The sequence below is a fragment of the Pseudomonas nitroreducens genome, from assembly GCF_010994165.1.
Lineage (GTDB): Bacteria > Pseudomonadota > Gammaproteobacteria > Pseudomonadales > Pseudomonadaceae > Pseudomonas > Pseudomonas nitroreducens.
Map to the genome: position 1 here is coordinate 400,492 of NZ_WMBX01000004.1, position 12,946 is coordinate 413,437.

At 66.2% G+C, this 12,946-nt stretch carries 16 protein-coding genes; 3 read left to right on the plus strand and 13 right to left on the minus strand.

The genetic code is table 11. The features are described from left to right. Positions 1–62 precede the first annotated feature (62 nt). Entirely contained in the window at positions 63–683 is a 621-nt protein-coding gene (locus GJV37_RS19430; protein ID WP_037017143.1) for a CDP-alcohol phosphatidyltransferase family protein, read from the minus strand. Between the two features lie 306 nt (positions 684–989). On the opposite strand from GJV37_RS19430, the gene lafA reads away from it, so the two are divergent. From lafA to GJV37_RS19445, 3 genes are all read left to right on the plus strand, one after another. Beyond that, entirely contained in the window at positions 990–1,874 is an 885-nt protein-coding gene (gene lafA / locus GJV37_RS19435) for a lateral flagellin LafA (RefSeq protein WP_024766291.1), read from the plus strand. A gap of 289 nt (positions 1,875–2,163) precedes the next feature. Beyond that, the gene (locus GJV37_RS19440; RefSeq protein ID WP_246228385.1) at positions 2,164–3,003 is read left to right on the plus strand and encodes a winged helix-turn-helix domain-containing protein; all 840 of its coding nucleotides are present in this window, start codon (positions 2,164–2,166) and stop codon (positions 3,001–3,003) included. Continuing rightward, complete coding sequence (locus GJV37_RS19445; RefSeq protein WP_089285788.1) at positions 2,991–3,479, plus strand: hypothetical protein; 489 nt, start codon at positions 2,991–2,993, stop codon at positions 3,477–3,479. The genes GJV37_RS19440 and GJV37_RS19445 overlap by 13 nt, the downstream gene beginning before the upstream one ends. A gap of 5 nt (positions 3,480–3,484) precedes the next feature. Here GJV37_RS19445 and GJV37_RS19450 read toward each other — a convergent pair whose 3' ends face one another. From GJV37_RS19450 to fliI, 12 genes are all read right to left on the minus strand, one after another. After that, complete coding sequence (locus tag GJV37_RS19450) at positions 3,485–4,516, minus strand: OmpA family protein (protein WP_193452864.1); 1,032 nt, start codon at positions 4,514–4,516, stop codon at positions 3,485–3,487. Further along, positions 4,513–5,385, minus strand: a complete 873-nt coding sequence (gene motA, locus GJV37_RS19455) for a flagellar motor stator protein MotA (protein WP_024766288.1) — start codon at positions 5,383–5,385, stop codon at positions 4,513–4,515. The genes GJV37_RS19450 and motA overlap by 4 nt, the downstream gene beginning before the upstream one ends. 13 nt (positions 5,386–5,398) lie before the next feature. Then, a complete protein-coding gene (locus tag GJV37_RS19460) occupies positions 5,399–6,160 on the minus strand; it encodes a FliA/WhiG family RNA polymerase sigma factor (protein WP_024766287.1) in 762 nt (253 codons plus the stop codon). Between the two features lie 6 nt (positions 6,161–6,166). Further along, positions 6,167–6,652, minus strand: a complete 486-nt coding sequence (locus tag GJV37_RS19465; protein WP_024766286.1) for a flagellar basal body-associated FliL family protein — start codon at positions 6,650–6,652, stop codon at positions 6,167–6,169. Between the two features lie 44 nt (positions 6,653–6,696). After that, positions 6,697–7,851, minus strand: coding sequence for a flagellar hook-length control protein FliK (locus GJV37_RS19470; protein ID WP_193452865.1), 1,155 nt, complete (start codon positions 7,849–7,851; stop codon positions 6,697–6,699). Positions 7,852–7,854: 3 nt separating this feature from the next. Next, the gene (locus GJV37_RS19475) at positions 7,855–8,172 is read right to left on the minus strand and encodes a hypothetical protein (RefSeq protein ID WP_024766284.1); all 318 of its coding nucleotides are present in this window, start codon (positions 8,170–8,172) and stop codon (positions 7,855–7,857) included. Then, a complete protein-coding gene (gene fliS, locus GJV37_RS19480) occupies positions 8,156–8,554 on the minus strand; it encodes a flagellar export chaperone FliS (protein ID WP_024766283.1) in 399 nt (132 codons plus the stop codon). Before fliS ends, GJV37_RS19475 begins: the two co-directional genes overlap by 17 nt. Further along, complete coding sequence (gene fliD / locus GJV37_RS19485; protein ID WP_193452866.1) at positions 8,551–9,900, minus strand: flagellar filament capping protein FliD; 1,350 nt, start codon at positions 9,898–9,900, stop codon at positions 8,551–8,553. The genes fliS and fliD overlap by 4 nt, the downstream gene beginning before the upstream one ends. A 430-nt stretch (positions 9,901–10,330) precedes the next feature. Next, positions 10,331–10,771 carry a flagellar protein FlgN gene (flgN, locus tag GJV37_RS19490; protein WP_037014101.1) on the minus strand — a complete coding sequence of 147 codons (441 nt, stop codon included), beginning with the start codon at positions 10,769–10,771 and terminating at the stop codon, positions 10,331–10,333. Beyond that, positions 10,768–11,052: a flagellar biosynthesis anti-sigma factor FlgM gene (gene flgM, locus GJV37_RS19495; protein WP_024766280.1), complete on the minus strand. Its 285-nt coding sequence runs from the start codon at positions 11,050–11,052 to the stop codon at positions 10,768–10,770. The genes flgN and flgM overlap by 4 nt, the downstream gene beginning before the upstream one ends. 139 nt (positions 11,053–11,191) lie before the next feature. Next, positions 11,192–11,614, minus strand: coding sequence for a flagellar FliJ family protein (locus GJV37_RS19500; protein ID WP_054909504.1), 423 nt, complete (start codon positions 11,612–11,614; stop codon positions 11,192–11,194). Continuing rightward, complete coding sequence (fliI, locus tag GJV37_RS19505) at positions 11,614–12,945, minus strand: flagellar protein export ATPase FliI (protein ID WP_037014115.1); 1,332 nt, start codon at positions 12,943–12,945, stop codon at positions 11,614–11,616. Before fliI ends, GJV37_RS19500 begins: the two co-directional genes overlap by 1 nt. Between the last annotated feature and the right edge of the window lies 1 nt (position 12,946).

Genomic DNA, 12,946 nt, shown 5'->3' on the forward strand with positions numbered 1-12,946 from the left:
TTCCTCTGTTTCGATGGCTTGCGGGACAGTCCTGTCCCCTTCCTGACACGGCAGGCCCTTGTTCAGCCGGCCTGTTGTTCCTTCTGTTCAGCCAGCCCCTGGCGCACCCGGTTGACGATAGTCAGCACCAGCAGCAGCGCCAGCAGCACCAGCAGCGGGTCGAGCCAGGACAGCGGCAGCAGTCCACTGGCCACGCCTGCACCGAAGACGCCGAAGCACAGTGCGCGGTCGCTCTTGCCCATCGGCCCGTCATAACGCCGCGAGGCGCCGACCATCACGCCCAGCACCCCGGCGTATTCGCTGATCATCGCCAGCAGCACCACCAGCACCACCAGCGCCGGGGTCACGCCCGGCAGCAGGGCGAACGGCAGGTACAGCGCGCTGTCGGCGATCACGTCGGTCAGTTCGTTGAGGTAGGCGCCCAGCTTCGACTGCTGGCCGAATTCGCGGGCGAGCATGCCGTCCATGGCGTTGAGCGCCATGCGCAGGAACATCCACAGGGGGATCAGCAGGAATATCCAGGCGTGGCTGGCGAGCAGCGCGACGCTGAGCGCCACCAGCAGCGACAGGCCGCAGGCGGCCAGCGTCACCTGGTTGGCGGTGACGCCGCGCTCGTGGAGACGGGTGACCTGGGGGCGAAGCAGGTTCTGGAAACGGGACTTGAGCTGGTAGACGGAGATCATGAGGTTCCTTTCTCGGGGTTCGCACTGAGCGGTTCACACGAACTATCCACAGCCTTGTGGACCTGGGGAGCTTAGCTGCACCTCGGCGTCGGGGCTGTCAGACATGTCTCAACAAGATAGATGATCGATCCCTGGCAAAAGGACACATGACCGTGTACGACGATGTCGGCAGCGTGACTGCCGGTAGCGTCGGAATCCCCGCGCCAAAAAATTTTCCAACACCCTTAATCCTTCCCCGCGAGCTGTCGCCTTACCCCTTCAGCAGGCACAACGCCGGCTTCATTCAGCTCATACAGGAAGTCCACCATGGCCTTGTCGATTCAAACCAACTATTCCTCCCTGATCACCCAGACCAACCTGGGCAAGACCAACAGCCTGCTGGCCACCAACCAGCAGCGCCTGGGTACCGGCCTGCGGATCAACTCCGCTGCCGACGACGCCGCCGGCCTGCAGATCGCCACCCGCCTGAACGCCCAGTCCCGCGGCATGGACGTGGCCATGCGCAACACCAGCGACGCCATCTCCCTGATGCAGACCGCCGACGGCGCGTTCAGCGAGCTGACCGACATCACCCAGCGTATGAAGGACCTGGCTACCCAGGCGGCGAACGGCACCAACTCCACCGACGACGGCAAGGCGCTGTCCGCCGAGTTCAACGAACTGGGCAAGGAGCTGACCAACATCATCGCCAACACCAAGTTCGCCGGTGACGCCCTGTTCAGCGTCGACGCGGCTGCCGGCAAGTTCGGCTCCACCGCAGGCGGCGTAACCTTCCAGATCGGTGCCGACAAGGCCGAGACTCTGGACGTCGATGTCAGCACCCAGCTCAAGGGCGTGACCGATGCCTTCACCGCACTGACCAAGCAGTTCGGCGCCTCCCCGGCTGCCGGCACCGAGCTGGAAACCATCACCGACGCCAACACCGCCATCGACAACGCCGGCAAAGCCCTGGACGCCATCGGCACCCTGCGCGCGCAGTTCGGTGCAAACATCAACCGCCTGCAGCACACCTCCAATAACCTGGCAAACATGAAGGACAACACCGACCTGTCCAAGGGCCGCATCATGGACGCCGACTTCGCCGTCGAAAGCGCCAACATGAGCAAGAACTCCATGCTCATGCAGTCCGGCATCTCCATGCTCAAGCAAGCTGGCCAGATGCCCAGCATGATCATGGGCCTGCTGGGCTAAGGCCCGGCCAGCGCGAGGTCCCCGCCTCGCGCGCCCTGATTCTGCAGCGCCCCGCCTCGGCGGGGCGCTCTGCTGTCTGCGGGTACGCTGACAAGCGGTGTTACGACGTGCGGTCGCGGCGCAACCCGCCTGCGCCAGCGGTTTCGAGACTCGTGTGAAAATTGCAAGCACGAGTGTGCAAAATTCAGAACTTGCACCCACATTTTTCTGACGTCAAAATAATGCCTCTGCCTCCATGGACAAATGGAGTTTCCCCGCGACCGTCAAGAGCGCGGCTGGCAAGGGCTCGATGAACACACTCATTTCACCGCTACCGGACGGACGGCCGATCGCCTGCCTGAAGCTCCGGACTGGCCGTTCCGATTGCATCGCGCAGTTCTATCCCGCGCTCTATCAACTCGACCTCGACCGTGACGGCCAGGTGGAGCGGATCGACCTGGGTTTCTCCGGCAGCCGGGTACTCGAACGCCTGTTGCAAAGCCCCGGAGACGTGGTCGCACGCGACGAGCTGCTGACCCACGCCTGGTCCGACCGCGTCGTCGGCCAGGGCAGCCTCAACCAGCAGATCTACACCCTGCGCCAGGTGCTGGCGGACGAGAAGCAGCGGCAGATCATCCAGACGCTGCCGCGCCGCGGCTACATGTTCAACCCGCAGTATCTGGTGGGCCAGGCGAGCGAGCCGGAAGTGGAAGCAGAAGTGGTCGATGCCACGCCGGAAGTGATTCCGCTGAGGAGCCCCGCAGCCGCGCCGCGAGCGCCGAATCTACGGCGCCTGAAATTCGCCGCGGCCAGCCTCTGCATCCTCGGCCTGCTGGTCCTCTGCGGCGCCTTCTACTACACCCAGTTGCGCAGCCCGGTCCTCACCACCGAACAGAACCTGGGCTCGCTGCAGATCACCTACGTCGAAGACAACGAACAGGACCTGCAACGCCTGATCCGCAACACCCGGCCGCTGGCGCACCAACTGGCCGACCTCGCCACCCGCCCCATCGGCCTCATGCTGCACATGACCTCGGGCTTCTACGAACTGGTCTGCGTGCAACCCGAAGGCCACTCCAACTGGTTGCTGATCCACGAGAGCCAGGTCGCCCGGATTCCCCAGGAGCAGTTGCGCAAGTGCCTGAACTGAACCTACGCCGCCAGGCCGGCGTGGCGCGCCGCTGCCTGGTGATCTCGCTGTTCGGCGTCGCCTGCCTGGCGCTGGCGCTGGGCATGCTGTGGAAGCACGCGCGCAGCACCTCGGCTATCGACGGCCGCTACGCGTCCTCCGGGCAGGTGCTGCTGGGCAGCGGCAAGGTGCTGGAAATCGCCCAGACCACCATGTTCCACGAAGGGCGCTTCTACTCGATGATCCAGCAGGACGCCAACATCCTCGAGGTCTCGGGCAACGTCGGCAGCGACCTGGGCGGGCGCTACCAGTTGCAGGTGGAAGAGAACAGCATCAGCAACCTGCAGGCCGACAGCGGCCTGGACAGCGAACTGATCTTCAACCTGCTCTACGGGCGCCAGCGCGGCGCACGCATCACCCTCGAACCCCTGGGCGAATGCCTCTACGGCGTGGAAACGCGCCAGGTATTCTGTCCGCGTCACCCCCGCGATCGCTGACCCGCTCACAACTGCAACGCCGGCTTGGCCGCTGCCGCGGGTGTCGACGCCTCGACGGCCGCAGAAGCCGGCGCCTCGATCTTCTCCGGTTGTGCTGGCTGCGGCTCGACCAGCTTCGCGCCGGAGGCCGAGTAATGCACCTGTGCGTAACTCTCGCCGAAGATTTCCCGGTAGAGGCTCTCCGCCCTGTGGGTCAGCAGGAGGATCTCGATGCGCCGGTTGGCGCCGCTCTCCGGGTCCTCCGGGCGTAGCGGCATGACGTCAGCCTGGGCCGCCACCTGCAGCACATGCGCGGCAGGCAGGCCGCTGTCGACCATCACGTTGCGCGCGCGCAAGGCGCGGTCGCCGGAGAGGTTCCAGTTGTTGTAGCCATCGGGCCGGCGGTACTGCACCGCATCGGTGTGGCCGCTGAGGATCAACTTGTTCTGCACCTTGGACAGCACGCCGGACAGCGCACCGAGCAGCGTCTGGAAATGCGGATCGAGGGTCGCCTGGCCACGGGCGAACATGAAGCGCTGCTGGTCGTCCTTGATCAGGATGCGCAGCCCCTGCGGCACCACCGTCACCTCGATGTTGGCCAGCGCATCGACCTTGCCGGACACCTCGCGGATCAGCTCGGCCAGCTCGCGCAGGTCCTCGTTGCTGTCGTACTGGCGGCCATCCTGCTGCGTGCTGGCGTCCTTCGCCTGCTCGCCGGCCTTGCCCTGCTTGCCGGCGTCCAGGGCGAGTTGCGGCGCCGGTTTCTCCGGCGTCTTGATCGGTTGCGGCATGCCGTCGAGTTCGACGGGCGTGCGGCTGGCACCATCGAACACGCCGGCGCCGCCATCCACCACCGGGTTGGCATCCTGGTCGCCCACCGCCACCGGTTGCGGCTCGGTCTGCGGGTGAACGATCCACAGCACCATGAACAGCGCCATCATCGCCAGGGTGAAGTCGGCAAAGGCGACCTTCCAGGCGCCGCCGTGCTCGTCATCGTGGCCCTTCTTGCTGCGGCGCTTGATGATGACTTCGCTGTGCTTGTCGGCACGTTTCTTCATGCTGCGTCCCGCTCTTCCTCGAAGCGGGTGACCCAGGTCTCCAGCTGCTTGAAGGCCGGTTTGACGTCCTGCTCGATCAGCTTGCGGCCGGCGTCCACCGCCAGCAGCGTGGGCTTGCCGGCGACATGGGCGACCAGGGTGGTGCGCACGCATTCAAGCGCCGAGAGCTCGGTCTTCACCCGCTGCGCCATGGCGTTGGACAGCGGGTCCATCAGGCAGTAGCAGACGAAGATGCCGAAGAACGTGCCCACGAGAGCGGCGGCCACGTGGGCGCCGATCTCGGCCACCGAGCCGCCGATGTTGCCCATGGTGATGATGATCCCCAGGATCGCCGCGAGAATGCCGAAGCCGGGCATCGCCTCGCCGACCTTGTGCAGCGACTTGGACGGCTGCAGCAGGGCGTGCTCCATGGCGTCCAGTTCCTGTTCGAGGAAACCTTCCAGCTCGTGGGCGCTGATCTTGCCCATGGCCATCAGGCGGAAGTTGTCGGCGATGAACGCCATCAGGTTCTTTTCCTGGAGGATCAGCGGGTAGCGGGCGAACAGCTCGCTCTGGTCCGGCTCCTCGATGTGCGCATCGAGCACCTTCAGGCCGCCGACGTCGACCATCTCCAGCAGCTCGTAAAGCAGCATCAGCAGCTGGCGCTGGAATTCCTCGCCGCGGCGCTTGAAGACGAACACGCCCTTGATCTGCGAGCACATCTCCAGCAGCACTTCGCGGGGGTTGGCGACGACCAGGGTGCCCAGGCCCGCGCCGAGGATGATGATCATCTCCGCCGGCTGCCAGAGCGCGCGCAATTCGCCGTGGGCCATGGCGTAGCCGCCGAGCACGCAGGCGATGATGATCAGGGCGCCGATGATTTTCTGCATGGTTTGGGATTCTTCAGGGAGTGTCGGGGGTGTTGAGGAAACGGCTGCACTTGCCGATCGCCTGCTTCATCAGCTGGCAGATGCGCGCATCGGTCAGCTCCAGCACCAGGGCGATTTCCTTGAGGTTCAGTTCGTGCTGGTAATACAGATTGAGGATCAGCCGCTCGCGCTCATTCAGGCGCTCCAGCGCCTGGGCCAGCAGGCGTTCCTTGAGCACGCGCTCTTCCAGCGCATCGCCGCTGGCCTGCACGCCGTCGTGGCCGCTCTGCAGCAACGCGTCGAAGCTCTCGATGGCCTCGGAGGACTCGGCGCGCAGGTAATCCTGGTAGCCCGCCTCGTCGAGGCCGGTGGCGGCGAGCACTTCCTCGTCGCTCGGCACGCGGCCGAGTTGGCGCGCCAGCGCGCGGATCGCATCGCGCACCTTGTGCGCCTGCTGCCGCACCTGCCGGGGGCGCCAGTCCTGGCGGCGCAGTTCGTCGAGAATGGCGCCGCGGATGCGCAGCGCGGCGAAGCGGCCGAACTGCTCGTCCGGCTCGCCGTAGCGACGCAGGCCTTCGAGCAGGCCCATCAGGCCGATCTGCTCCATGTCCTCGCGGTCCAGCACCTGGTTGGCCTGCAGCGACAGCTGGCTGACGATGCGCCGCACCAGTGGCAGGTACTGCATCATCCAGCGCTGCTCGGCCGCCGGCGACAGGCGCGCATGGCCGCCCTCGGGGCTGTCGTAGCCGCCGACGCCACTGGCATAGCCGTGAGCAGGATCGCGAAGGGCGTGCATGGCGGCCTACTGGACGATCATCTTGCTGAGCAGCACGTGCTCGAAGGGCACCACCACCTTGCGCGCGGCGAAGTCGTCGATCACCGCCTTCTCCAGGCGCGTCTGCACCTCGCCGATGGGCATGGCGCGCAGCACTTCGAACTTCTCCGGCGTCAGGTTGGCGACCACCGAGCTGCGCACCATGGGCGCGACGCTCTCCAGCTTCTTGCGCTCCTGCTCGGCCCTGGCCTGCAGCACCAGGTCGATCACGAAGTAGTGCTCGCGGTCTTCGCCGCGGGAGCTGACGATGATCTTCTCCACCGGCACGAAGAGGTATTCGGCGCTCTCCTGCTCCTCCTCCGTTGCATCTTCCTTGGCTGCCTCCTTGTCGGAAGCGGCGGCGGCCGGGGCGAGGCTGGCGGACTTGATCATCTTGTAATTGACGAACACGCCGCCCAGCACGACGGCGATATTCACGATGAGCATCAGTAGAACGAGACGCGGCGTGGACATGGGGTTTCTCGAAAAATCCTGTAGGGGTGCGGGCCGCGGGCGGCCTACACGGTAATCAGTACGTCGCTGTCGCCACGCGGCGCGGAGCGCTCGCCCACCTGCGCATCACGCGGGTTGGCGGCGACCGTGAGCGGTTCTTCGGCGAAGCGCTGGCGGTTCTGCTGGCCCTGCTGGCCGGACTGCGAATCGGACGAAACCTGCACGTTGACCTGCAGGAAGTTCTGCCCGACCAGTTCCTGGCGCAGGCGCTCACTGGTGTTCTGCAGCAGGCGCACGACGTCGCCGCTGGACGCGGAAATCTGCACGTTGAGCTGCCCGGCCTCATGGCGCACGAGGATTTCCATGGCGCCCAGCTCTGGCGGATCAAGGCGGATCGTGGCGTTCTGCACGCGCTGGCCGAGTTGCAGCTCGACGTTGTCGCGCAGGGCGCTGACCATCTGCTCGCCCCAGTGGGCCTCGTTGCTGCCCTTGAGGTGCAGCGGCTTGTCGAACAGCGGCGACGCCGGTGCAGTAGACGAGGCGGGCGTGCTGCTGTCGGTCACCGGAAGACGCGCGTCGAGCGCGCCGGCGGGCAACGTCGGTACGGCGGAGTCAGGGGTCTGTGCGGCAGCAGCCAGGTGCTGTTGCAGCAACGTCTGCGCCTGGCTCTGGGTCGCCTCGCGCGGTGCCGGCTGCGTGGGTACGGCCGGCTCTTCGGGCAGGTCGGCGGGCGGCAGCAGCACGTCTTCGGGCTTCACTGCGGCGGGCGCCGGCTGCGCCTGGCCATCCACCGCCTGGGTGGCGAAACCGGCCACCTGGGCGTGGGTCCGGACCGCCGGGTTATCCCGCGCCTGCACCACCAGCCCAGCCTGGCCAAGCATGCCGGCGAGCCATTTTTCCGCGCCGGAGGGCGATGCTTCTTCGCTTGCCCGGCCCTGCGTATCGTCGTCGCGGGTATCGACGGGCAACGCCTCCGGCGGCAGCGCAGCCTCGGCTTGCTGCACCGGCTCCTCGGCCTGCGCGGTATCGAACTGGGCGAGGAACGACTGCACGCTGATGGTTCGCTCGCCGGCGTTCGACTGCGCCGGCGGCTGCGCGCGGAATCCCGCCACAGCAGCAGTGTCGGCGCCGTCGCGGCGCGAGTCCTGCGAACGCGCCTCGGCCACCGGGCGTGTAGCACGGTCGGTGGTCGGCAGTGCTTGGGTCGGCAACTGGATCACGGTCTATCGACCCTCCTGGTACGTATCCACCTGCATGTACGCCGAGCGACCCTCGGCGTATTCCAGGTGCGAGAGCAGCAGGCGGCGCAGGCGCTCGCACTCTTCGGCACAGGCCTGCGACGCCTGCTCGTGCAGACGTTTCAGGTGCTTCTTGGCCAGCAGCACGTCGGCGGCCAGCCCGGTCTGCGATGACATCGCCACCAGTTGCGCGCGGATCGCCAGGTCGACCTGCCCCATGGCTTTCCAGTCCTTGCGCTGCAGCGCCGCGCCGAGCCGTTCGTACAGCTCGAGCAGGCGCCGGCGATCATCCACGGGCGGCACTCACGCCCTCCCAGCCTTCACGCAGGATGCCCAGCAGGCGCACGACCTCATCGATCCCGGCGACTTCCAGCGACACACTGACGTCGGAGAGCCGGTAGATGCAGTAGTCATACAGGCGCGCCAGGCCCTGCACGGTCTCGCCGCCGTTCTCGTAGTCGAGTGCGCCGTTGAGGCCGTTGAGGATGTTCAGGCACTTCTCCAGGGAGCGGCCCTTCTGCTGGTAGCGCTTGTGCTCGATATGCCCGCGGGCGCGGGCCAGTTCGTCGAGCAGGCCGTCGAACAGCACCAGCACCAGTTCGTAGGGCGAGGACGAGGCGGCCTTGGATTCCAGGTCGATCATCCGGTAGCTGTCGTAGCTTTCGTTCATGCCGTAGACGGTCATCCGAACATCCCGCTGGTCTGGTCCATCGACTGCATGGTCTGCATCATCGAGGTGTATTGCTTGAGGTAGCGTGCGTAGTAGGTGTCGTACTGCTTCTGCAGGTTGTCGTAGTCATCGTTGACGCGGCGCAGGCTGTTGTTCAGGGCGTCCTTGCGGTTCTTCATGACGCCATTGGTGCTGTTGGTGTAGACGGCGACACCCTTGTCCAGGCTGTCGAGCAGGTTGCCCTTGCCCATGAACAGCTTGTCCAGGGCCTCGGGTTCGCTGGCGATGGCTTTCTCGAAACGAGTGGCGTCGAGGGTCAGCTTGCCGCTGCGGTCGGCGCTGATGCCCAGGGTGATCAGGTTGGCGCCGCCGAAGCTGGTACGGACCATCTGGTTCAGCGCGTTCTCGATGGCACGCACGCTGGAGTCGCCGGCCAGGGCGCCGCGGGCGTTGCCGTTCTGGTCGCCGGCGGCGGTCAGGCTGTCGATGGTGCTGGCCAGGGCGTTGAAGGCGTCGATGAAGGTCTGCACCTTCTTCTTGGTTTCGCTCTGGTCCTGGGCGACGGTCAGGCGGATCGGCTGTTCGCCGGACTTCTGCGCCTGGGTGAAGGTTGCGCTGACACCATCGATGATGTTGTCGAAGGTGTTGCTGGCGTTGGTCAGCAGCATGCCGTTCTCGCCACCCAGGCGGACGCGGGCGTCCTGGGCCTTGGACAGCTCCTGCGGGTTACCGATGGCGTTCTCGAAAGCGCTGTTGGCGCTGTCGGTGCCGCTCAGCGACAGGCTGATGGCATTCGCCGCACCGGACTTCTCTGCGCCCAGCACCAGCGAGACCTGGCCGTTGCTGCGCACCAGGGTGGCCTTGACGCCGGTATTGTCGGTGGCCTTGTTGATTGCGGCGGCCAGTTCGTCCAGCGAGTTGGCGCCGTCGCCGTCGGTGTCGATCTTGCTCAGGTCGATGTCGAACGACTTGCCGTTCTGGCTGAGGGTCAGGGTGCCCTGGGTATCGATGTCGACGGCCTGCAGGCCGGAGAACGACAGCTGGTGGCTGGTGGCGAGCTGCTCGACGAAGAAGTCGTAGCTGCCGGGCACGGCGTTCTTGTCCACCTTGGCGCTCAGGTAGCCGTCCTTGCTGGTGGTGGCGCTGTTGACCAGCATGCTGGTGTTGCTGCCGGTCACGCCCTGCAGGCTCTTCACTGCCGAGGAGAAGGTCTTGAGCGCCGACTCCAGGGAAGTCACCGCGGTCAGCTGGGACTGGTACGACGACTTGTTGCGATCAGCCTTGTTCAGGCCGTTCTGCACTTCGTACGTGGCCAGCTGCTGAGCCATGCTTTTGACGTAATCGGAATCTATGGTCGCCATCTGAATCCACCTCTTTGTGCCCCCTCTGCATAAGGTCAGGAGCAATTACGATGCCAATGCCGTAAGGCCCGCCGTTCAAGGCTTTGCAGGCTTTCCGGGGAGAAGGCGAACTTCCGCCCGGCGTGGTTTGGCGCGCAGCGGGAAGCGGCATTTCCGCCTACCGGGCGCGCGCCCTGATGCAGAGGAAGGGCGACCGTGGGGAGGGATTCGTTAAGCCATTTCGGCAGGTTGTTTTTCGAGGGAATCCTGCGCGGGGGCTGCCCTCTCCCCCACCCTCTCCCTGAAGGGAGAGGGAGCCGATCGGCGTGGCCGAGAGGCACGGAGTTCCGCTTGATGCCGTACGGTCCCCTCTCCCGCTTGCGGGAGAGGGCTAGGGTGAGGGGCTTTGTGCGCTGCACAGAGGCACAGGAGTCCGCTCCTACGAATTCGGTCAGTACAACTGCCGCGAATACACCGGCTGCTCGCGCGGATCGCCCATCAGTTGGCTGAGAATGTCGTGGTGCATCGCCAGCAGCTTGCCGTTGCGCTCGTTGAGGCGCTTGCACTGGGCGGTGAGCTGGCCCAGCTGCTGCCACTCCTGCTGGAGCTCCTCGCGGCGCGGCGGCTGGTAGCTGGACAGCAGCGTACGCATGCCTTCAGCATCCATCGGCAGCTGGAAGGCGCGCAGCACGCGGCTACGGCGCTGCGCACGGCCGGCGACGGCATCGAGCAGCGCCTGGATATCGGGATTCAGCGCTTCGATCTGCGCACTGTCCCGCGCCAGCAGGTGGCGATACAGCTCCTGCAGGCGCTCGCGCAGCGCCAGGCAATCGCGGCCATCCTGCTGGATGTCCTGCTCGATCACCTGCAGCAACCGCGCGCGCTGGGTCATGCGTCGCTGCCGCGATGGTAGGAAAGAATGCTGGTGGCGAGCAGGCGGGTGTCGTTGGCCAGGTCGCCATTCATCAGGGCGCGGCGGATTTCGGCAACCCGGTCCTGGTCCACGTCAGGCATGGCGCGCAGGGTTTCCTGCATCTCGTCCAGGCGCAGTGAATCGCTGACCGGCGCGCTGGCGCCGGCCTCTGCCACGGGAGCGGCGCGCTCGCTGCGTGCGCTCTTGGCGGACTCGCTGGTGGCCAGCGCGACGCTGGTCAGTTGCCGGGTGATTTCCATGGTCGGTATCCGAGTATTTCTGGGGCTTTCCCTCAGAGGGCGACCGCCCCGAAGGAAAACTTAAATGCCGCGTTCAGAGTTCGCCAAACGGCCGGCGCATAACGCGGAACGGGTTATGCGCCATGTCCGCAGGCCAGACTCAAGCCCTGGCACGCCACCAGGACTGCGCGGCGAGGCCATCCTGGATTTTCTGTTCCTGCTGCGCAAGCTGCGCCTGCCACTGGCCGACCTTGGCCTCGATCACCTGGGTCAGCACCTTCTCGCTGCGCATCGCGGCCAGCAACTCGGCCTGGATGCGCGCCAGGGCCTGCTCGGCGACCTCCAGCTCGCGGCGCTGCAGCTGCAGCATCTTGTGCAGCGTCACCTTGTACTGCTGCTGGTTGTGCCGCTGCAACGGCGTGCTGGTGGCGACACTGAAGCCGCACAGGCGGTCGAGCCCGGTGATGTTGTTGCGGTAGCGCTGGCACAGCGTCTGCTGGTAATTCACCCGGCCCAGCAGCTCGCGGACCTTGCCGCCGCGCACGTCGGCGAGGCGCCCGAGCATATCGATCTGCGCCTTCATCAGCGGCTACCGACGATGCTTTGCAGGGTGGCGACGCTGTTGCCGAGCTCGGCGCCGTCCGCCGTTTCCTGCCTCAGGTAGCGCTCCAGCATCGGTGCCAGCTGAACCGCGCGGTCGGTCTTCACGTCCATTCCTGGCGTGTAGCCGCCCAGCGGGATCAACTCCTTGATGCGCTCATAGGTGCCACTGAATTCCTTGAACTGGCGCGCTGCAGAGAGATGCACCGGGTCCGCCACCTGGCTCATGCAGCGGCTGACCGAGGCACCGATGTCGATGGCCGGGTAATGCCCGACATCCGCCAGGCGCCGCGAGAGCACGATGTGCCCGTCGAGGATGGCGCGGGCGCAGTCGACGATCGGGTCCTGGTGGTCGTCGCCCTCCGCCAGCACGGTGTAGATGGCGCTCAGGCTGCCCATCTCGCCTTCGCCGTTGCCGGCGCTCTCCACCAGTTCCGGGAGCATGCCGAACACCGACGGCGGGTAGCCCTTGGTCGCCGGCGGCTCGCCCAGGGCCAGGGCGATCTCGCGCTGGGCCATGGCGTAGCGGGTCAGCGAATCCACCAGCAGCAGCACGTCCTTGCCCTGGTCGCGGAAGTAGGCGGCGATGCTGTGGCACAGCTCGGTGGCCTTCAGGCGCATCAGTGGCGATTCATTGGCCGGCGCCACCACCACCACGGCCTTCTGCAAGCCTTCCGGGCCGAGGGAGTGCAGGATGAACTCCTGCACCTCGCGGCCGCGCTCGCCGATCAGCCCGACGACCACCACATCGGCCTTGGTCTGCCGGGTGATCATGCCCAGCAGCACGCTCTTGCCCACGCCGCTGCCGGCGAACAGGCCGACGCGCTGGCCCTTGCCCAGGGTCAGCAGACCGTTGATGGCGCGCACGCCAACGTCCAGTGGCTCGGACACCGGGCGCCGGCGCAGCGGGTTCACCTGCGGCAGCTCGGTGGGCAGGGGATGTCGGCCAGCAAGCTTGCCGAGGCCGTCCAGAGGCTCGCCAAGGCCGTTGACCACGCGCCCCAGCCAGGAATGATCGATATGCAGCACGGCTTCGTCCGGCGCCGGGAAGACCCGCGAGCCGGAGGTCAGGCCGACGGGCTTCTTGAAGGGCATGAGGTAGGTGATGTCACGGTTGAAGCCGACCACCTGCGCCTCCAGGCGCTCGCCGTCGGCGACTTCCACGTAGCAGCGCTGGCCGGTCATGCGCCGGCAGCCGAGGCTTTCCAGCAGCAGGCCGGAGACCCGCACCAGGCGACCGCTGACCCGCGCCAGCTGGACCGAATCCAGCGAGCGCAGCGCTTCCTCCAGCTTGAAGCCGTCGCCCAGGGCCACG